Annotated in this window: 15 protein-coding genes, 1 tRNA gene and 1 pseudogene; 11 read left to right on the plus strand and 6 right to left on the minus strand. The window is 70.3% G+C overall.

Features of this window, described 5'->3' with window-relative positions; genetic code table 11:
* Positions 1-7 precede the first annotated feature (7 nt).
* Both SSPS47_RS30240 and SSPS47_RS30245 read right to left on the minus strand, forming a co-directional pair.
* Positions 8-1,168 (minus strand): enolase C-terminal domain-like protein, encoded by a 1,161-nt coding sequence (locus SSPS47_RS30240; RefSeq protein ID WP_164253699.1) that lies wholly within the window; start codon positions 1,166-1,168, stop codon positions 8-10.
* A 14-nt stretch (positions 1,169-1,182) separates the two neighbouring features.
* Positions 1,183-2,241 (minus strand): LacI family DNA-binding transcriptional regulator, encoded by a 1,059-nt coding sequence (locus tag SSPS47_RS30245; RefSeq protein WP_164255184.1) that lies wholly within the window; start codon positions 2,239-2,241, stop codon positions 1,183-1,185.
* Between the two features lie 262 nt (positions 2,242-2,503).
* On the opposite strand from SSPS47_RS30245, the gene SSPS47_RS30250 reads away from it, so the two are divergent.
* From SSPS47_RS30250 to SSPS47_RS30265, 4 genes are all read left to right on the plus strand, one after another.
* A complete protein-coding gene (locus SSPS47_RS30250; RefSeq protein WP_164255186.1) occupies positions 2,504-3,352 on the plus strand; it encodes an ABC transporter permease in 849 nt (282 codons plus the stop codon).
* Positions 3,353-3,441: 89 nt separating this feature from the next.
* Positions 3,442-4,458 carry an ABC transporter substrate-binding protein gene (locus tag SSPS47_RS30255; protein ID WP_164253700.1) on the plus strand — a complete coding sequence of 339 codons (1,017 nt, stop codon included), beginning with the start codon at positions 3,442-3,444 and terminating at the stop codon, positions 4,456-4,458.
* Positions 4,455-5,324, plus strand: coding sequence for an ABC transporter ATP-binding protein (locus tag SSPS47_RS30260; RefSeq protein WP_164253701.1), 870 nt, complete (start codon positions 4,455-4,457; stop codon positions 5,322-5,324). The genes SSPS47_RS30255 and SSPS47_RS30260 overlap by 4 nt, the downstream gene beginning before the upstream one ends.
* 249 nt (positions 5,325-5,573) lie before the next feature.
* On the plus strand, positions 5,574-6,104 hold the full coding sequence (locus SSPS47_RS30265) for a GNAT family N-acetyltransferase (protein WP_164253702.1): 531 nt from the start codon (positions 5,574-5,576) through the stop codon (positions 6,102-6,104).
* Positions 6,105-6,246: 142 nt separating this feature from the next.
* Here SSPS47_RS30265 and SSPS47_RS30270 read toward each other — a convergent pair whose 3' ends face one another.
* Together SSPS47_RS30270 and SSPS47_RS30275 are read right to left on the minus strand one after the other, a co-directional pair.
* Complete coding sequence (locus SSPS47_RS30270; RefSeq protein WP_203557960.1) at positions 6,247-7,125, minus strand: sugar phosphate isomerase/epimerase; 879 nt, start codon at positions 7,123-7,125, stop codon at positions 6,247-6,249.
* 68 nt (positions 7,126-7,193) lie between these two features.
* Complete coding sequence (locus SSPS47_RS30275) at positions 7,194-10,664, minus strand: ThuA domain-containing protein (protein ID WP_164253703.1); 3,471 nt, start codon at positions 10,662-10,664, stop codon at positions 7,194-7,196.
* Positions 10,665-11,125: 461 nt separating this feature from the next.
* On the opposite strand from SSPS47_RS30275, the gene SSPS47_RS30280 reads away from it, so the two are divergent.
* Positions 11,126-11,199 (plus strand) — tRNA-Pro (locus SSPS47_RS30280).
* Between the two features lie 466 nt (positions 11,200-11,665).
* Complete coding sequence (locus SSPS47_RS30290) at positions 11,666-12,850, plus strand: zinc-dependent alcohol dehydrogenase (RefSeq protein ID WP_164253704.1); 1,185 nt, start codon at positions 11,666-11,668, stop codon at positions 12,848-12,850.
* 151 nt (positions 12,851-13,001) lie between these two features.
* Here SSPS47_RS30290 and SSPS47_RS30295 read toward each other — a convergent pair.
* Positions 13,002-13,157, minus strand: a pseudogene (locus SSPS47_RS30295) (NAD(P)-dependent dehydrogenase); the annotation flags it as partial.
* Between the two features lie 431 nt (positions 13,158-13,588).
* Here SSPS47_RS30295 and SSPS47_RS30300 point away from each other — a divergent pair.
* From SSPS47_RS30300 to SSPS47_RS30320, 5 genes are all read left to right on the plus strand, one after another.
* Entirely contained in the window at positions 13,589-14,044 is a 456-nt protein-coding gene (locus tag SSPS47_RS30300; protein WP_164253705.1) for an SRPBCC family protein, read from the plus strand.
* A gap of 75 nt (positions 14,045-14,119) precedes the next feature.
* Positions 14,120-15,781, plus strand: coding sequence for an NAD(P)/FAD-dependent oxidoreductase (locus SSPS47_RS30305; protein ID WP_164253706.1), 1,662 nt, complete (start codon positions 14,120-14,122; stop codon positions 15,779-15,781).
* A 198-nt stretch (positions 15,782-15,979) separates the two neighbouring features.
* On the plus strand, positions 15,980-16,666 hold the full coding sequence (locus tag SSPS47_RS30310; protein WP_164253707.1) for a HemK2/MTQ2 family protein methyltransferase: 687 nt from the start codon (positions 15,980-15,982) through the stop codon (positions 16,664-16,666).
* A complete protein-coding gene (locus SSPS47_RS30315; RefSeq protein ID WP_203557961.1) occupies positions 16,647-16,928 on the plus strand; it encodes a CDGSH iron-sulfur domain-containing protein in 282 nt (93 codons plus the stop codon). Before SSPS47_RS30310 ends, SSPS47_RS30315 begins: the two co-directional genes overlap by 20 nt.
* Positions 16,925-17,947, plus strand: coding sequence for an iron-containing redox enzyme family protein (locus tag SSPS47_RS30320; protein ID WP_239065112.1), 1,023 nt, complete (start codon positions 16,925-16,927; stop codon positions 17,945-17,947). Before SSPS47_RS30315 ends, SSPS47_RS30320 begins: the two co-directional genes overlap by 4 nt.
* 795 nt (positions 17,948-18,742) lie before the next feature.
* On the opposite strand, the gene SSPS47_RS30325 is transcribed toward SSPS47_RS30320, so the two are convergent.
* The gene (locus tag SSPS47_RS30325) at positions 18,743-19,612 is read right to left on the minus strand and encodes an SDR family oxidoreductase (RefSeq protein WP_164253708.1); all 870 of its coding nucleotides are present in this window, start codon (positions 19,610-19,612) and stop codon (positions 18,743-18,745) included.
* Between the last annotated feature and the right edge of the window lie 33 nt (positions 19,613-19,645).

The following is a 19,645-nucleotide window of genomic DNA, read 5'->3' on the forward strand; positions in this document are numbered from 1 at the left end:
CGGTCCGTCAGACGCGGTGTTCCAGAACGTCGACCGCCAACTCGCGTACCACCGACTCGTCCACCTCGACCCCGAGGCCCGGCCCCTCGGGCACCCGCGCGGTCCCGTTCTCCACGTGTACGGTCTCGCCCGCGTACGGCGAGCCGATGAACTGCCTGCCGTTGAGATCGACCGGCGTCGTGATGCCGTACGCCGCGAACAGGTGCAGCGAAGCGGCCAGCCCCAGGTCCGACTCGGTGAGCCCCGACCCCATCAGCTCGACCCCGCAGTCCTCGGCGAGCGAGCACAGCCGCCGGGAGAGCGTGAGGCCGCCGCTGCGCTGAACCTTGGCGATCGCGACATCGACCGCCCCGAGCCGGACGAACGTCGCCAGATCGCTCGGGTGCCGCAGGCTCTCGTCCAGTGCCACCGGCACCGCGGACAGGTCCCGCAGCCGCCGCAGACCCGCGATGTCGTTGGCGGGCAGGGGCTGTTCGAAGGCGGTGACCCCGAGCGCGTCGAGCCGGCGGGCCATCCGCAGCGCCGCGGGCACGGTGTACGCCTGATTGGCGTCGACCCACAGCGGCGCGTCCGGGGCGTGTTCGCGTACGGCGGCCACCACGGCCGCGTCGGTGTCCTCGTCGTGCAGACCGATCTTGACCTTGAAGGCGCGGTATCCCTCGGCCAGGCCCTCGGCGACGCTCTCGCCCACCTCGGCGGGTGACCGGCCCGAGACGATCCAGCCGAGGTCGATGCCCGAAGTCCGGCGCTGACCCCACAGCACGCCGAGCGGCACGCCCGCGGCCCGGCCCAGCAGATCGTGCAGCGCCACGTCCACGGCGCTCTTGGCGAGGGGAGCGCCGATGCTGAATCCCCGGTTGACCGCGCGGTCGAAGGCGGTGTCGACGGCGTCCAGATTCCAGACCGGCGTGCCGATGATCGCGGGTGCGAGGTAGCGGTCGACGGTCGTCACGATGGACTCGGCGGTCTCGTACGTCCAGGCGGGAATGGGCGTCGCCTCACCCCACCCGTACAGTCCGTCGGCGCCGACCCGGACCAGGATCCGGACGGAGGGAGTACCCGCGACGGCCACGGAGCCGCCCGCGATGCCGAAGGAGCGGTGCGTGGGCAGCTCGACGGCGAACGTCTCGACACGGTCGATCCTCATACCGCTGGGCTCTTCTCTCATCTCGGCACTCTCCCTCATCTCACGTCTCCCGCACGGCGCTTCTCCTCGCGCGGGACATCGGCCGGCGGCGGCGCGGTACTCGCCCGCAGCACCACCTCCCCGCCCACCCGGAGCACCCGCGAACGCTGCCCGTGCGGCTCACGCAGCGCCAGCGAGATGGCGTGCTGCCCCATCGCGGTCAGCGGCAGCGCGACGGTGGTGAGCGGGGGAGTCAACTCCCTCACGAGCGGGATGTCGTCGAAGCCCGCGAGCGAGATGTCGGCGGGCACGTCGATGCCCGCCTCCCGGAACGCGGCGAGCGCGCCCACCGCCATCACGTCGGTCACGCCGAAGACGCAGGTGGGGCGGGTCCCACGGGTGAGGAGTTCACGGGCGGCCGCGTAACCGCCGTCGCGGGTGAACGCGCCTTCCACGACGCATTCGGGCGCGAGAGTGATCCCCGCCTCGGCGAGCCCCTCGCGGAATCCGGCCAGCCTGTCGGCGACTGTGGTGAGGTTGGGCGGCCCGCTCAGCACGGCGAACCGCCGGTGCCCGAGCGCCAGCAGCGCGCGGGCGAGCGCCGCCGCACCCGCGCGGTTCTCGGGCAGGACGGCGTCGGCGCGCACACTGCGGTGCCGGCTGACGACGGCCACCCTGCCGCCCGCGCGGATGTACGGGTCTAGTTCGGCGCTCAACGCCCGCTCCCAGGTGCGGTCCTGGAAACCGGAGCCGATCAGCAGGATGGCGCGGGCGCGCTGCGCGCGGAGGACGGAGACGTACTCGATCTCCCTCGCCGGTTCGCGGAACGTGCTCGCCAGCATGACCAGGACGTCCTGTTCGGCGGCCGCGCGCATCACACCGTCGGCGATCGCGGCGAAGTACGGGTCGCCGACGTCGTGACAGATCAGTCCGACCGTGTTGCTCGACGAACTGGCGAGCGCCTGGGCGTGCGCGTTGGGGATGTAACCGAGCAAATCCGCCGCCGCCCTTACGCGGTCGCGCAGTTCGTCGCGGACGCGCGCCGTTCCGTTCAGGGCTCTGGACGCGGTCGCCAGGGAGACACCCGCACGGCGGGCCACGACGTCCAGCGTCACATGGGCACTTGCTTCCCGTTCACTCAAGACGGCCCCCGAGTCGCGGTGGCGGCAGGTCCCCTGACGGGGCCCCGAAACTTCCGGACGACCTATTGACCGTTCGGACAAGCAGTCATTAGCGTGGCGATCACCTTACCAGAAAGCGCTTTCTGAAAGCGCTTCTTCCGTTGGCCAGTACGGCAGCAGCCGGTACAGCAGAGGGTCGGACAGCGGTGCCCAACCGCTCCTGATTCCCGAGGAGTTGACTGTGAGCCAGAGCGTCATGCCGGGACCGACAAAAGAGATCGCGGGAGTCGCCACACGTAACAGGCCAGGAGCGGGGGAGCGGTTCGGCAAGGCCTTCGAGACCAGCTGGCGGCCCGTCGCGCTGCTGTTCGCGTGCTTCGTCGCGTGGTGGGCCGTCGCCGCCGCCGAGTTGGTCGAGCCGTATCTCGTCCCCTCGCCCGGGGCGACCCTGGACGTGCTGACGGGCAAGACGAGTTACATCTGGGAACACACGTGGGTGACCACCTACGAGACCCTGCTCGGCTTCGTCATCGCCGTCGTCGTCGGCGTGCTCGCCGCCGTCGTCATGGTCTACTCCTCGACCGTCGAGAAGACCCTCTACCCGATCCTCCTCTTCGCCCAGGTCGTACCGAAGATCGCCATCGCGCCGCTGTTCGTCGTCTGGCTCGGCTTCGGCATCACGCCGAAAGTTCTGATCGCGGTGCTCATCGCCTTCTTCCCGGTCGTGATCTCCATGGTCACGGGCCTCAAGGCGGTCGATCCCGAGATGCTCCAGCTCTCCGCGACGATGGGGGCCAAGCCGTGGCAGACCTTCACCAAGATCCGCTTCCCGGCCTCGCTGCCGCACCTGTTCTCGGGCCTCAAGGTCGCCGTGACGCTCGCGGTCACCGGAGCGGTCGTCGGTGAGTTCGTCGGTGCCAACGAGGGCCTGGGCTACGTGATCCTCCAGGCCAACGGAAACCTCGACACCCCGATGCTCTTCGCGGGCCTGCTCGTCATGTCACTGATCGGCGTCGTCCTGTTCGTCCTGGTCGAGATCGCCGAGAAGCTCTTCCTGCCCTGGCACGCCAGCCGCCGGGACACCAACGTCACGACCTCGTTCTGATGAGGCCGGCCGACAACGACGGGCCGACCGGTCCCGACCGTGCCACCGATCACGTCCGACCCCGACCTCTCCTCCGAGAAGGGCCAGCCATGCACTCCCGCAGACTCCTGATCGGCCTCGTGCCGCTTCTTCTGGTCGCCACCGCCTGCGGCGAGGACGGCGACAAGACCACCACCAGCGACTCCGGCAAGAAGCTCGACAAGGTCACGCTGACGCTCAACTGGTACCCGTACGGCGAACACGCGCCGTTCTACTACGGCGTCAAGGAGAAGATCTTCGAGAAGCACGGCATCGACCTGGAGATTCGCGCGGGCCAGGGATCCCAGAAGACCGTGCAGGCGACGGCCGCCGGGCAGACCGACTTCGGCTGGGCGGACACCCCCGCCGTGATCAGCGGCGTCGACCAGGGCGTCAACGTCAAGAGCCTCGGTGTGATGCTCCAGACGACGCCGTCGTCCGTGCAGTTCTTCGCCGACCAGAACGTCAAGACGCCCGCCGACATCAAGGGCAAGACGATCGCGGGCACGGCCGGTGACGCGCTCAGCAAGACGTTCCCGATCTTCCTGGAGAAGAACGGCCTCAAGCTGTCGGACGTCAAGATCCAGAACACCGACCCGGCGGGCAAGATCGCCGCGGTGATCTCCGGCAAGACGGACGCGCTGCTCGGTTACGCGAGCGACCAGGGCCCGACGATGGCGGACAAGGCCAAGAAGGACGTCGAGTACCTGCGCTTCTCGGAGAACGGGCTGAACTTCTACTCCAACGGCCTGATCGCCGGCCAGAAGATCCTCAAGTCGGACGCCGACCTGACGAAGCGCATGGCCACCGCGGTCAGCGAGGCGTGGGCCGCCGCCGAGAAGGCGCCGGAGCCCGCGGTCGCCGCGATGGAGGGCGCGTCTGAGCAGCTTCCGCCGAAGGCCGTACTGACCGAGCAGTTCGCGACGACGATAACGCTGCTGCACACCGAGTCGACCCAGGGCAAGGCCCCCGGTCTCAACACCGAGGCCGACTGGCAGGAGACCATCGACGTCTTCGCCGAGGCCGGTCTCGTCAAGAACCCGAAGGCGCCGGCGGATTACTGGGACAGCTCGGCACTGAAGGGATGACGATGCCCAGGGAAGCGGCTCTCCGGGAGCATGGCGTGAGCAATACCAGCCTGAGCAAGGACGACGGAACGAAGAACGGCGCGGGTGCCGACGGCACGGCGGCGGTCTCCCTGAACGACGTCGCCGTCCGGTTCCGTACGAAGGACCGCGACGTCACCGCCCTGCGGGACGTCTCGCTCGACGTCCCGATGGGTGAGTTCGTCGCGATCGTCGGCCCCTCGGGGTGCGGCAAGTCGACACTGCTCAAGCTGGTCGCCGGACTGCTGAAGGCGTCCAGCGGTGACGTACGGCTGCACGGCGAGCGGGTCGACGGGCCGCGGCCCGACATCGGTTACGTCTTCCAGCGGGCCGCCCTGCTGGAGTGGCGCAGCGCCCGGCGCAACATCCTGCTCCAGGCGGAGATGCGTCGGATGCCGAACGCGACGGCGCGCGAACGCGCGGACGAACTCATCGAGATGACCGGCCTCGGCGGCTTCGAGGACGCGTATCCGCATGAGCTGTCCGGCGGGATGCAGCAGCGGGTGGCCCTGTGCCGGGCGCTGCTGCACCAGCCGCCGGTGCTGCTGATGGACGAGCCGTTCGGCGCGCTGGACGCGCTGACGCGCGAGCAGATGAACATGGAGCTCAACCGCATCTGGCGGGAGACCGGCACGACCGTGCTGCTGGTCACCCACTCCATCTCGGAGGCGGTCTACCTGGCGAACCGCGTCGTCGTGATGAGCCCCAGGCCCGGCACGATCACGGAGATCATCGACGTGGGGCTGCCGCCGGAGCGGGACTACGTGGAGACCCTGGCCCGGCCGGAGTTCCGCGAGGCGACGACGCACATCAGGGAACTGCTGGGGGCGGCGTCGGCGCAGGACTGACCCCGGTTCCACGGACCGGGCGGTGGCGGCACGACCTGTCGAAGTGCCGCCACCGCCCGTGTACGCCGCGTCGCACGGTGCCCGTGCCCCGTACCGACCGGGGCCCGCTCACCCGGTGGGACCGCGTGGCGCACACCCGGCCGCCCCTCCCCGCCCGGTCACGCCGGCGGCGGGAGGGGCGGTTCGCTGTCCGCCCGGCCGCCCCGAAAACCGGGTGTCCGCAGGTCGGCCCTGTGATTGGCTGCGTCGGTGAGCCATGAATGCGTATCCGTCAGACGCCGTGACCCCGCCGACCTCGACGCGTGCGTCCGTGTACTGGCCGAGGTCCACGAGAGCGACGGCTACCCGGTCGACTGGCCCCAGGACCCGGCCGGTTGGCTGACGCCGCCGCAGTCCCCCGCCGAGCCGCCGGCCGTCTGGGTGGCGCTGCTCGACGGTGTCGTCGTCGGCCACATCCGCCTCTCCCCGGCCCGGCCCGACGACGCCGCGCCCGGCCTCTGGAGCGGCCGTACCGGCATCGGTCCGGAGGGGACGGCCGTGGTGAGCCGGCTGTTTGTCTCCCCCGGGGCCCGGGGCCACGGAATCGGCGCGCTCCTGCTGGCCGAGGCGGTCGGTTACGCCCGCGGGCGCGGGCTGCACCCCGTGCTGGACGTCGTGACGTCCGACCGGTCGGCGGCGGCGCTGTACGAACGCCAGGGATGGACGCTGATGGCCACGGCGGAGCAGCGGTGGGGGCCGGAGCGGACGGTCCAGGTGCACTGCTACACGGCGCCGTCGTGAGAGCACCGGCCGACCGCGGCGCGGGACCGACCCCGCCGACCGCCGAGGGCCCCGGCCCCGGCTCCGTAACGCACCACACCCCCCGACCGGCCGTGAGGCCCGTCGGAGGGCGTGACACACCATCAGAGGCGCTGCCCCGGCTTCAGTAGCGCAGCCTCGACAGATGGCGGTAGCTGTTGCGGGCCGTGGCGAACGGGTCCTGCGGCGAGTCGTGCTCGACCAGCCACTGCCGCACGCCGCCCCGGTGCGCGGTCTCGAACATCTCCGCGAAGTCCAGGACGCCCGAGCCGACATCCGCGAAGTCGCCGTTCGGAGCCATGTCCTTGACGTGCAGCGCCGGGAAGCGCGGGCCCTCCTCCACGAACAGTCGGCGCGGGTCCGCGCCGCCCTTCGCCGCCCAGTAGACGTCGAGTTCGAACCCCACGTACTCCGGGTCGGTCTCGTTCAGGAGGATGTCGTAGAGCACCTCTCCCTCGACCGTCCTGTGGTCCGCGTCGTGGTTGTGGAAGAGCACCGGGCCGAGACCCGACTCGCGTGCCACCCGGCCCGCCCTGTTCATCGCCGCCGCGGCCTCGCGGTAGCCCGCGGGGGTGTGCATCGCGGTCGGCAGGCTCGGTACGACGACCCACTCGCCGCCCAGCGTGTGGACGTCCGCGATGGCCTGCTGGAGGCCGGCGCCCGCCACCGTGGCGTAACCGACGTGCTCCAGAACGGCCTTGAGGCCGACGTCGTCCAACACCTGCCGGATCTGTGTGGCGTTGCGGCCGAACCGACCGCTGACACCGACCGTCGCGTAGCCGATGTCCGCCAGCTGCTCCAGCGTCCCCTCGAAGTCCGTCTCCAGGACGGACCTCATGGTGTAAAGATGCATGCCAATGCCGCCGCGCGGAATCCGCCGCCGGCACCGCGGGTCGTGGTGCCGGCCGGACTCCGCCGCGTGGGCGGTGCCTGTCGTCGACGCCAGTCCGACCGCGGCCAGCCCCGCCGCCGTCCCCAGGAACGCTCTTCGTGTGCCCTTCACGTGACCTCTTCTCTCGGCTCGTTCAACTCGCTCCGATGCGGCTCGCGTTGATCCGGTGTTCGGTGAACTCACTTGGCCTGGATCTCGACGGCGCCGGTCGTCGTGTCGCCCTTGTCGTCGGTGACCGTGAGATGCGCCGTGTAGGCGCCCGGCCTGGCGTACGTGTGGGTCGCGTTCGCGCCCTGCTCGCCCGTGGGCTTCGTGTTGTCACCGAAGTCCCAGCGGTAGGAGGCGACCGTCCGGCCCTCGGCGAGCTTCACCGTGCCGGTCAGCTTCGTGGCCAGCGGCGCCGGACCTTCCTGAGCCGATGTGGCGACGGTGACGCTCGTGCCCGGCGTGCGCTCCACCCCTCGTCCGTTGAAGTGCAGCCAGTCGAGGGACAGCACGTCCTGTCCGTCCGGCTTCCAGTCAGGGTTGCTGAAGACCGCGTACATCTTCACCGTGCCGCCGACCGGCCTGAGGTCGGTCGTCGGTGAGACGAAGTTGGTCCAGTTGCCGGTGTTCGGAATGGTCACCGAGCCCATCAGCGGGCCGGTCGGCGAACCGTTGCGGAACTCGACGGTGCCGCCGGTGCCGCCCGAGGACCCCCCGACGGTCACGGACCGGACGCCCGTGAGATTCACCGGGTCGTACGCGACCCAGTCACCGTGCTCGACCTCGATGACGCGCTTCCCGCCGGAGGCCTCGGCGCGGGCGCCCACCGTGACGCCACCGTTCTCGCCCCCGGTGGAGGTGAAGAACTCCCCTTCGCGGTAGGAGGACTTGAGATTCGACGTGGCGGTGCCCGTCAGCGCGGGAACGCCCTCTCCCTCGCCCCCGTCGTCCTTGTAACTGGCGGTGACGCGGTAGAAGAGGTCCTGGTCGGAGTGCTCGTCGCTCGTGGGCACGGTGAACTCGCCCGAGCAGCCCTGCTTGGACTCCGGCGCGTGCAGCGTGGTCCCGTGGCCGAGCCGCCCTTCGACCTCGACGCGTTCGCAGTCGATCTGTGCGCCCTTGCCGTCCTCGCGGTCGTTGACCTTCACGGTGAAGGGCACGGTGTCACCGAGGCTGAACATGCCACCGTCCGGGGCCTGTTGGATGGTGAGCACCGGCCGCGTGTTGCCCACGGTGATTTCCTGGGTGGCCTGCGCCGACAGTCCGTCGGCGGCGGTGACCGTCAGCCGCGCGGTGAAGACACCGTTGTCCACGTAGATGTGGGTCGGGTTGGCCTTCGTGGAGTCGACGGTGCCGTCCCCGTCGAAGTCCCAGGCGTAGGTGACCGGCTTGCCCCCCGGCAAGCCGGAGCCCTCACTGGAGAATTTCACGCTGCGGGGACCAGGACCTGTCTCGGAAGTGGTCGTGATCCTCGCCGTGGGCAACTGGCCGTCGCCCACGTAGTCGATGCGGTGGATGCCGGTGCCCTGGTTGATCACGCCCGTACGGCCGGCGCCCGACCCGATCCCGAAGTCGATCACGTACATGGAGCCGTCGGGCCCGAACTCGGACTCGAACAGCTGGTTCCACTTCATGTCGGTGAAGATCTTGTTGACCGACTGGATGTCTCCCGCCTTCGCCGGCGGGAGGCGCGGGTCGCTGAACGACTGGTCCTTCTGCTGGACGGAGAAGGTCTTGAACCAGTTCTGGCCCAGGTCGTAGGCGAACCACTTCGAGTCGAAGTACTCGGGGAACTTCGTCGGCGACGCGTTGTCGGGGTCGTAGTCGTAGACGGGACCGCTCATCGGCGCACCGCCCCCGCCGACCTCGGGGAACTGCGGCGAGCCCGAGTACAGGTACGGCACCGTCGCCGGCACCGCGGGCGGCAGCTCACGCAGACCGGTGTTGTTCGGCGACTCGTTGACCGGGTTGTCGCAGTCGAACTTCGGGCCCGAGACCTTGGTCGCGAAGTCGTAGTCGTTGAACGGGGTGTTGGCGCCGATGCAGTACGGCCAGCCGAGGTTCGCCGCCTTGGGAACGCGGTTGAACTCGACCGTGCCCTCCGGGCCGCGGTTCGGGTCCGCCGCGCGCGAGTCCGGCCCGTAGTCGCCGACCAGCAGCGCCCCGGTCTTCGGATCGGTGGTGATGCGGAAGACGTTGCGCAGCCCCATCGCGTAGATCTCGGGGCGGGTCTTCTCCGTACCGGGCGCGAAGAGGTTCCCCTCCGGAATGGAGTAGGTGCCGTCGTCCTCGGGGGTGATGCGCAGGACCTTGCCGCGCAGATCGTTGGTGTTGCCGGAGGTGCGCTGCGCGTCGAAGACGTGCCGGCCCGCGCGCTCGTCGATCGGCGTGAAGTTGTCCGAGACGAACGGGTCGGTGTTGTCACCGGTCCCGATGTACAGGTCGCCGTTCTTGTCGAACGCGAGCGAGCCCGCCATGTGCACGTTCGCGCGCTGCTCGTCGCGGTCGGTGGCGAACTCCAGCACGCGCTTCTCGGACGCCGGGTCGACGGTGTTCCCCGTCAGCGTGTACCGCGACAGGTTCAGCTGTTTCTTCTCCTTGTCGGAGTGCAGGAGATAGAGCCAGTTGTTCTCGGCGAAGTCCGGATCGAGGGTGAGTCCGATGAGCCCGTCGGACTGCTCCGTCATCTTGCGGCTGAACTCGAGGTCCAGCGCGGTGGTGGTCTCGCTCGTCGCCTGGTCGAGGACCTGGAGCTTTCCGGTGCGCTCGATGTAGATCACCCGGCGGTCGGGGGTCACGGCCAGCTCGTAGGGGTCGGAGAGGTCCGTCGCCAGCTGCGTACGTGTGAACGCCCCGGTCTTGCTCGCGGAGCAGTCGCCGGGCTTGTTGCCCGCGGCCCACTGGATGCCGCCGAGCAGGTGCTTGAGGAAGTTCTCCTCCTCGAAGGCGGAGGCGTCATGACCGCCGGCGGTGAACCAGGAGCGGCCGCCGTCGTAGTTCTGGCACCAGGACCACGGATGGTCGACGCCCTCGTCGAGCCCGGTGATGCCGTCGTTCACCTTGATCTGCGCGAGCGTGTGGACCTTGCCCGTCGGGTTGGTGCGCCAGTTGTACCACTCCTCCGAACGCTCCCAGAGCTCCGGAAGTCCCTTGGTGGAGGGGTGCGCCTGGTCGAGCACCTTCACGCGGCCGGTCTGGATGGCGGGGTGCTTGTCGAAGATCGCCCCGGTCAGCCCTTCGTACCAGGCCCAGTCACGCTCGCTGGCCGACGCGGCGTGCAGTCCCACCCAGCCGCCGCCCGCGCGGATGAACTTTTGGAGCGCGGCGCGCTGGGAGGTGTTCAGCAGATCGCCCGACTCCGGAGTGGAGTTGGTGTTGTTGAAGACGATCGCCTGGAAGCGCGCGAGGTTCGAGTCGGAGAAGACGGCGGCGTCGTCGGACGCCTCCACCTCGAAGCCGTTCTCCTCGCCTAGCTTCTTGATGCCCGCGATACCGGCCGGGATCGACTCGTGCTCGAAATTGGTGACCTTGGAGAAGACCAGGACACGGTACGGCGCGGCCTCCGCGGGAGGGGGCGAGGCGACCCCGAGTCCGAGCACGAGAGCGAGCAGTGCCAGGACGACGGTCAAGGGCGTAAGAGCCCTTCGCGATCGGCTTCTGTGCATGGGGGGTCGTTCTGGTGGACGGCTACTCACGGGCGCTCCCGGTGCAGGTGGCGGCTACGAATGGGTAGAAAGCGCTTTCTTAAGTACGTCGCATAGCGTAGGTTCCCTGCTTCCGGAGGGTCAATGGGTCGGAAGCGCCCACTGTGGTAGGGGAGTTGTGCGTGCGGGGGCGCCGCGCCGTGCGGTGGGCGATTTCCGATGCGGTGGGCCGAATGTGGCCGACGTGGCCGTACGGTCGGGAGGCGTTGCCCGGCGTCTTCCCGGTGGTGGGCGGTGAGCGGTGAGTGACGATCGGTGGGCAGCGTCGAGCGGTGAGCCGTACGGGCCGGAGCCGGGGAGGGGCGGCTCGGGAGAAGCCCCTGGCGGCGGGGGCCGGCTAAAGCGGTTCGTGACCACCGGTCGGAGTGCGGTATTGTTCTCATGCGCGTTCGGCCGGGGGAAACCCCAGGTCAGGCGGGCATCGGGACGTGGCGCAGCTTGGTAGCGCACTTGACTGGGGGTCAAGGGGTCGCAGGTTCAAATCCTGTCGTCCCGACTGGAGACAGTCGCAGTTCAGGGCCTGTTTCGGAGAAATCCGAAACAGGCTTGATCATTTTTGTGGACCGGGGGCCGGCGTCCTTGACCGGGTCAGGATCATGGCGATCGGACTCGGGGGTGAGAGCGGTGCGCGCGGCACGCTGAAGTGGGCCGAAAGCGCCGCCCCGGCCGCCGTGATCTCGCGTACATCCGGGTGCGGGTAGCGCTCGGTCGTGGTGTGTGAACCGTGGCCGGCGATCACCCTTCGTGGACTTCATCCTGAGCCGCAACGCCGAGGGCCTGCCAATCCCCGCGCCATGGTTGTTCTCACGCGGGCGCGATCACGGTGTGAGTGCGGTGTCCCCTTCTCTGTTTCGAGGGCTTTACGGGTGTTTCAGCCGGGAGGGGCGGGTATTCGACGCCGCCGACGGGGATGTCGAGGCACGGCGAACAGAACCGAGAACAGCACACCGAGGGAGCCGGAGATGCGCGCACTGACCTGGCAGGGCAAGCGGGACGTCCGGGTGGAGACCGTTCCCGATCCGCGGATCGAGGACACGACCGACATCATCGTGAGGATCACCTCCACCGGCATCTGTGGTTCGGACCTGCATCTGTACGAGGTCCTTGGGCCCTACCTCGATCCGGGAGACATCCTGGGCCATGAGCCGATGGGAATCGTGGAGGAGATCGGTCCCGAGGTGACCTCACTGGCACCCGGGGACCGGGTCGTCATCCCGTTCAACGTCTCGTGCGGGCACTGCTACATGTGCGACCAGGGGCTTCAGTCGCAGTGCGAGACCACCCAGGTGCGGGAGCACGGGATGGGTGCCTCGCTCTTCGGTTACACGAAGTTGTACGGTCAGGTGCCCGGCGGCCAGGCGGAGTTGTTGCGCGTACCGTTCGGCGACAGGCTGCCCGTCAAGGTGCCGCACGGCCCGCCGGACGACCGGTTCGTGTATCTGTCGGACGTGCTGCCGACCGCCTGGCAGGCCGTCGAGTACGCGGCGATCCCGCCCGGCGGTACGGTCACCGTCCTCGGGCTCGGGCCGATCGGCGCGATGGCCGCACGGATCGCCCAGCACCGCGGCGCGAGCCTGGTCGTGGGTGTCGACCTCGTACCTGAACGCCTGACCCGCGCCGCCGCGCACGGCGTGAAGTGTCTCGACCTGCGCAGGCACGGCAAGGACCTCGGCGACGCCATCCGTGACTTGACCGACGGGCGCGGCACCGACGCGGTGATCGACGCGGTGGGCATGGAGGCCCACGGCGCGCCCCTGGCCAAGGCCGCCCACTGGGCGGTGGGGCTCATGCCCGACGCCGTGGGCGAGCGTCTCATGGGCACCATGGGCGTCGACCGGCTCAGCGCCGTCCACGCGGCGATCGACATCGTTCGCAGGGGCGGCACGATCTCCTTGTCCGGCGTCTACGGCGGCGTGGCCGACCCGCTGCCGCTGCTGACCATGTTCGACAAGCAGATCCAGCTCCGGATGGGCCAGGCCAATGTCAGACGCTGGGTCGACGACATCCTGCCGCTGCTCACCGACGAGGACACGCTGGGTGTCGACACGTTCGCGACCCACCGGCTGCCGCTGGAAGAAGCCCCGCAGGCGTACAAGACGTTCCAGGACAAGCGCGACGGGATGATCAAGACGCTGCTCGTTCCCTGACGCGTGAGCGCGAGCGACGCGAAGTTGCTGCAGGTGCCGTGAGCCCGGCGTATCTCCCTCGGCGGGCGTACGCCGGGCTCAGTCGTCACAGGCTCGCAGAGCGTCAGGGGAGTGGTGTGCCGCCGGTGGCGTTGACGATCTCGGCGGTGATGTCCGTGAGGAGCCCGTGGCCCTTGTAGGACTCCTCGCCGTGGTCCGGCGGCGGGTCCATCGGACCGCTCCGGCCCGGATGCGACTGCTCCTGCTGAGGAAAGTCCGGCTGAGGGTACTTGGTCACCGGGTCCCTGGGCTCCTGTGTGTCGCTCATCGCACCTCCCCTGTCGGTGAAAAGGGGGCACTCATCTGTTCCCGGAAAGGCGCGGTCGTATCGGCTTCGTCTCGGGGAGAGTCCCGCGAGTGGCCGACGGAGGCGGCATCGGCCGGTGCCTACGTGGCTCAGGAGCGGCGCCGCCGGCGCCGGCGGCGACCTGGCTCACCAGGATGTACACGCCCGCACCGAGGGCGTCGCCGCAGATGAAGAAGTAGAGCGGCGACGTGGTCAGCACCCTCTTGGGCGGATCGGTGATCCCGGCGCTTCTGGGCTGGTAGGGCGGCTTTCACACGCCCCTGTGTACCCGACTCGGCAGCCGACAAGCGGCGGCTCCGCCGAACGCCTGGGACAGTGAGAGACATGCGGCCGAGCGCGCCGGGACCTGGCGGTCGGCCCACTCGGGGCCGTTGACCAGGGCTGGAGGGCCGATGGCCGTACGACATCGATTGATCGAGCGGCCCGTGGCGGACGTCTGGGCGGTGCTCGCGGACGGTTCGCGCTACGGCGACTGGGTGGTCGGTACATCTGACTCTCGCCCCCAGGAGGGGGCGTGGCCGGAGGTCGGCTCCGGCATCACGTACACGATCCGGCTGGGGCGATGCGCGGTGTCGGGCAGCACGGTTGTCCGGCGGTGCGAGGAGCCCGGTGTGCTGGAGCTGGAGGCCGACAGCGGCCGGCTCGGTACCGCGCGGATCGCCGTGGAGGTCCGCCCGTGGGGCGAGAACGCCCTGGTGATCATCGACGAGCACCCGCTGCGCGGACCGGGCGGCCTGCTCCACAACACGGCCGTGGACGCCCTGATCCAGCTCCGTCACCGCACCATGCTCGCCCGATTGGCGGACGTGGTGGAGCACTCTCCCGCCCACCCGCGCGCAGCCATCTGAACCGGACGCGCGGCCGTGTGCCCGCGCGGCCGTCCCGGCCCGGACACGGGCCCGACGAGAACCCCAGGAGGAGCCATGCCGGACGCGGTGGTCATCGGCGCCGGACCCAACGGTCTCGTCGCGGCGAATCTGCTCGCCGACGCCGGATGGAGCGTCGAGGTCCTTGAGGCGCAGCCGGAACCGGGCGGGGCCGTCCGCAGCGACCGGGGCGTCCATCCCGACTATGTGAGTGACCTGTTCAGCGCCTTCTATCCGCTCGCCGCCGCGTCACCGATTTTCGCGGACCTGGAGCTTCAGCGGGAGGGGTTCGACTGGGCGCGCGCACCCCGCGTCCTGGCGCATCCGCTCCCCGACGGGCGCTGCGCCGTCCTCGCACAAGGGGCGGCGGACACCGCCGCGAACCTCGACACGTTCGAGCTGGGCGACGGGGCGGCGTGGCTCGACCTCTGCGCGACCTGGAACCGCCTGGGCCCCGACATCATCCGTGCCCTCTTCACCCCCTTCCCTCCGGTACGGGCAGGGGTCCGCCTTGCCGCCCGGCTCCGGAACGCCGGCGGTCTGCGGCTGGCCCGGCGCCTGGTCCTGCCGGTCCGGCGTCTCGGGGAGGAGGAATTCCGCGGCGAGGGCGGCAGGCTGCTGCTCGCGGGCAACGCGCTGCACGCGGACCTCGGCCCCGAGGCGGCGGGCAGCGGCGGCTTCGGCTGGCTGATGTCCATGCTCGGGCAGACCTACGGATTTCCGGTGCCCGTCGGTGGGGCCGGTGCGCTCACAGCGTCCCTGGTGCGGCGTCTTGAGCGGCGTGGCGGGGTGGTCCGGTGCGGGGAGCGGGTGACCGAGGTCGTCGTACGGGGCGGCCGGGCCGTCGGCGTACGTACGCAGAGCGGCGAACCCGTACCGGCGTCCCGCGCCGTCCTCGCCGACGTGGGCGCGCCCGCGCTGTACGGCGAACTCGTCGACGAGGCCCATCTGCCCGGTCAGGTGCTGGACGATCTGCGCCGGTTCCAGTGGGACTTCGCGACCTTCAAGGTCGACTGGGCGCTGAACGGACCGGTGCCCTGGACGGCGCCGGAGGCAGCGACGGCGGGGACTGTCCATCTGGCCGACGGCGTCGACGGGCTCACCCGCTTCGCCGCTCAGCTCTCCATGGGGCAGGTACCCGACCGCCCCTTCCTCCTCTTCGGACAGATGACCACGGCCGACGCCACTCGCTCCCCGGCCGGCACCGAATCGGCCTGGGCGTACACACACGTCCCGCACCGCATCAAGGGCGACGCGGGCAAGGACGGCCTCACCGGGACGTGGGACCGGCGGGAACAGGAAGCCATGGCCGACCGCATCGAGAGCGAGGTCGAACGCTGGGCGCCGGGTTTCCGCTCGCGCATCAGGGCCCGCCGGCTCCTCGCGCCGCCCACCCTCCAGTCGATGGACGCCAACCTGCACGGCGGCGCCATCAACAGCGGCACCACGGCCATGCACCAGCAACTGGTGTTCCGCCCGGCGCCCGGCACCGGGCGGCCGGAGACCCCGGTCAAGGGACTGTACCTGGCCTCCGCTGCCGCCCACCCCGGCGGCGGCGTGCACGGGGCGCCGGGCGCGAACGCGGCCCGTGCCGCACTGTGTGGCCGGACCGATCGGTGTTTCCCACCGCCCGGCTTCCCGTGGGCCGTACGAGCCGGACAGAACGCCCCGGCGAGGCCGCGCGCTGAGGACCGGCCCGTCACGGAGCCGGACGTGTGATCTGCGACTGATGTGGGCCGCGCCGTGAGAAGCGCGACTTCGTGGGCACGGGAGGACAGTGACAGATATGACGTATGTGCTCCGTGGTGTGGTTGCTCCTGCATCCGGAAGAGATGAGCTCTTCCTCCCCACGACCCGTCCGACCGGCCGTCCCGGCGGCCCGAACCCGGCGGGACCGCAGAGCGACGAGGTGAGCCGATGCTCGGTCTGATCGGTACGTACGACAAGGGCGGCCGGGTGATGCTGCCGCGCGGCGTCTACGGGCCCCAGGAGGACACGCTGCTGCTGCGCGACGCGCTGGAACGGGAGACGGTCGGTACGGGGACGGCGGTCCTGGACGTGGGAACGGGGTCGGGCTTTCTCGCACTCGCCGCGGCGCGGCGGGGCGCGCGGGTGACCGCTGTCGACCGCACCCGCCGCGCGGTTCTCGCCACACGCCTGAACGCGGTGCTCGCCGGGCTGAGCGTCGAGGCCGTCCGTGGCGATCTTCTGGCCCCCGCCGTCGGCAGGCGGTTCCATCTCATCCTGAGCAATCCGCCGTACGTACCCGCGCCTGACGCCGGCCTGCCTGTCCGGGGCCCCGCCAGGGCGTGGGACGCGGGCCACGACGGACGCCTGCTCATCGACCGCCTGTGCGACGGAGCGGCCGGGTCGCTCCACCCTGGTGGGGCACTGCTCCTCGTTCACTCGGCGTTGTGCGGGGTATCCGACACCCTGGGCATGCTGGAGCGCGCGGGCTTGCCGGCCGAGGTGACGGATCGCTGCTCCGTGCCCTTCGGTCCCGTCCTTGACTCGCGGCGGCAGTGGCTGCTGGACCGCGGCCTGATCGCGCCCGGCGACAACAACGAAGAGCTGGTGATCATCCGTGCCGAACGCGCTGCGTGAGACACTCTGCCGCGTCACCCCGACACGGGACGGGCCTCTCCTGATAGAGGGGCCGGTGGAGGTGACCCTGGACAACGGGAGCACGGTGCGTTCGGACCGGTTCACCGTGGCCCTGTGCGCGTGCCGGCGCAGCAGGACCTATCCCTGGTGCGACACCAGCCACCGTCGCAGAGGCGGGGGCGCCGGGGCGCCCCGGGCCGGTTCGGGCCATGACCGCGATTCGAACGACGCGAGTGATGCCGCTGAGGGGGCCGACGAGTGAAGTCGGCGGAGCTGACCGAAGGGGAATCGGGCGGGCCCGTCCTGCCCACGGGCCGCGGCGCGTTGAGCGACCGGGTCCTCCGTGCGCTGCGGGGCCGTCCCGGCCGCGAGAATTGCGGGCCGTCGGGCGGCGCGGTTCACGAGGCCGATCCGTACGGCGAGGACCTGCACCTGGCGCTCTACCTCTGCTACGAACTGCACTACCGCGGGTTCCAGGGCGTAGACCCCGCCTGGGAGTGGGACCCGGCCCTGCTCGGACTGCGGGCAGGACTGGAACGGCGATTCCTGGACGCGCTGCGAACGGACACCGAAGACCGCCCCCACGGTGCCGACCGGGCGTTCGACGGCATCCTGGTCGAGCCGGTTCACGGCACGGGGCTCTCGCACTTCCTCCAGGACGAGGGCCGGTTGTGGCAGTTGCGCGAATATGCCGCCCAGCGTTCGCTCTACCACCTCAAGGAAGCCGATCCGCATGCCTGGGTGATCCCGCGCTTGCAAGGCAGGGCCAAGGCGGCCATGGTCGCGGTGGAGTTCGACGAGTACGGCGGCGGCCGGGCCGACCGAATGCACTCACGGCTCTTCGCGGACCTGATGACGGATCTCGGTCTCGACACGACGTACGGCCGCTACGTGGACGCCGCGACGGCGGAGACGCTGGCGAGCATCAACCTGATGTCGATGTTCGGCCTGCACCGCGCGCTGCGCGGCGCCCTGGTGGGGCACTTCGCCGCCGTAGAAGTCACCTCGTCGCCCGCTTCCCGCCGACTGGCGCGGGCGATGCGCCGGGCGGACGCGGGAGAAGCGGCCGTGCACTTCTACACCGAGCACGTGGAGGCCGACGCCGTCCACGAACAGGTGGTGCGCCGCGAGGTGGTCGGCGGGCTGCTGGAGGACGAGCCATGGCTGGAGGCGGACGTGGCCTTCGGTGTCGCGGCCACCGACCTGCTGGACACTCGCGTCGGGGAACGGACGCTCGCCGCCTGGCGCGCCGACCGCTCCAGTCTGCGCACACCGCTCTGACAGCGCGCGGACACCCCTCCGGGTCTGCCGGGGGAAAACGTGCCGCCTGGGGGAGCACGTGTCTGAGGACGCACGTTTGCCCGGGCGCCTGCGGGTATTCGGGGGACGGGCACGGCATGAGACCCCTCGCCCGCGGTCACGGTGTCACGGGCTGCTGTCCACCGCAGGATGGCCGAGCCCGGATCTGCCGACGAAGATCCGCCTTGTACGTCCTGAGAGAGCTGTGTCCGCCCGCACGAGCCCGACCGGGACCTGGACGGCGTGCGCACCCTCCGGGAGACCGTTCCGGAAGCGGGGGTGGTTCCGGTGGTGATCGCCCCGGCCAGGGGTGTGCTGGACGCGGGCGGGGACCCGATCACCGTCCAGCGGACATGTGCCACCACAAGGTGAAGTTCGACGCGCTGCTCGTGGCGGGCGCGCCGGGACGGGGCGTCCGACGCGAAAGCAGGAACCGGTGCGACGACCGGCGGAGACGCGAACGACCCCCGGCTGGTGCTGCTCCTGGCGGAGGAGTTCCGGTACGGGAAGGCCGTCGGCGGCCGGCAGCAAGATGCGGCACTGGAGCAGGCGGGCATCCCCGCCCTCGCACCCCCGCGTCGTGACCGGCGAGCGTGGCAGCGGCGTACTGGAGCAGGTCGTCGAACGCCTCGACGCGCACCGTGTGTGAGGACGGCTCCCGGCCGCCGACCGGGCGAAGGAGTTCGGCCCGATCCCCGGCCGAGCGATGCATGCGGTCCCACCGGTGAGTCCTGCGGTGGGACCGCGCGCATCGCGTGCGACCTCGCCGAAGGCACCTCATGAAGTACGGCGTGACCTCGCCGCTCGGCCACCGGCCCCGAGCAGGCCCGTCGCCGAGAACTCCGAGCGGGTCAGTTCCCTGCGCGCGATCCGGGAGACAAGGGTCGGCAGGCCGGCGCGTACCGCCTGTACGCCCCGAAGCCAGCCCGGCACGTACACGGAGGACGACCGACGCTCGACCGCGTCCACCAGACGCACCGCTACATGCTCGGCCGGGTAGACCTTCCGGGCGGGCGACGGCATGTGCGCGCGGAGTTCGCGGAGCACGGCCTGCTGCTCGGCGTCGCGGATCATGTCCGTGTCGGTCCAGTTCAGATAAGCGGTGCCCACCGCGACGCCCCGGGGGGCGAGTTCCGGGCGCAGGGCCTGGGAGAAGGACTCCACGCCCGCCTTCGACGCGCAGTAGGCGCTCATCATCGGCGCGGCGCCGATGGACGCCAACGAGGCGACCTGGAGGTAGTAACCGCGCGTGTGGAGCAACTGGGGCAGGAAAACCGCCGCGCTGATCGCGCTGCCCACCAGGTTGACCTCGACGACGCGCCGCCAGCTCACGAGATCGGTGCCGATGAACGGGCCGCCCTCGGCCACCCCCGCGTTCGCGACGACGACCGACGCGGCCCCCAGACGGTCGCGCACCTCATCGGCGACACGGGCCATCGCCTCATCGTCGGTGACGTCCACATGCCAGTGGTACGACTCCGTGGGCAGCTCGTGGGCCAACCGGGCGAGTGATTCCACCTCAAGGCCGATCAGAGCCACCGAGGCGCCCCGGTTGGCGAGCTGTCTGGCGACAGCTGCCCCCACACCGCGCGCGGCACCGGTCACCACAGCCGTACGGCCGCGCAGAACGTGCTTCCGATCGGTCACGAGGACTCCTTCGGGCGGGGCGGTGACGCAGGG

Origin of the sequence: Streptomyces sp. S4.7, assembly GCF_010384365.1 — a bacterium.
GTDB lineage: Bacteria > Actinomycetota > Actinomycetes > Streptomycetales > Streptomycetaceae > Streptomyces.

Excerpts from the sequence above, each read along its gene's own strand:
- SSPS47_RS30240 (WP_164253699.1), bottom strand. The coding sequence starts at position 1,168 with ATGAGAGAAGAGCCCAGCGGTATGAGGATCGACCGTGTCGAGACGTTC.
- SSPS47_RS30250 (WP_164255186.1), top strand. The coding sequence starts at position 2,504 with ATGCCGGGACCGACAAAAGAGATCGCGGGAGTCGCCACACGTAACAGG.
- SSPS47_RS30255 (WP_164253700.1), top strand. The coding sequence starts at position 3,442 with ATGCACTCCCGCAGACTCCTGATCGGCCTCGTGCCGCTTCTTCTGGTC.
- SSPS47_RS30260 (WP_164253701.1), top strand. The coding sequence starts at position 4,455 with ATGACGATGCCCAGGGAAGCGGCTCTCCGGGAGCATGGCGTGAGCAAT.
- SSPS47_RS30275 (WP_164253703.1), bottom strand. The coding sequence starts at position 10,664 with ATGCACAGAAGCCGATCGCGAAGGGCTCTTACGCCCTTGACCGTCGTC.
- SSPS47_RS30290 (WP_164253704.1), top strand. The coding sequence starts at position 11,666 with ATGCGCGCACTGACCTGGCAGGGCAAGCGGGACGTCCGGGTGGAGACC.
- SSPS47_RS30300 (WP_164253705.1), top strand. The coding sequence starts at position 13,589 with ATGGCCGTACGACATCGATTGATCGAGCGGCCCGTGGCGGACGTCTGG.
- SSPS47_RS30305 (WP_164253706.1), top strand. The coding sequence starts at position 14,120 with ATGCCGGACGCGGTGGTCATCGGCGCCGGACCCAACGGTCTCGTCGCG.
- SSPS47_RS30310 (WP_164253707.1), top strand. The coding sequence starts at position 15,980 with ATGCTCGGTCTGATCGGTACGTACGACAAGGGCGGCCGGGTGATGCTG.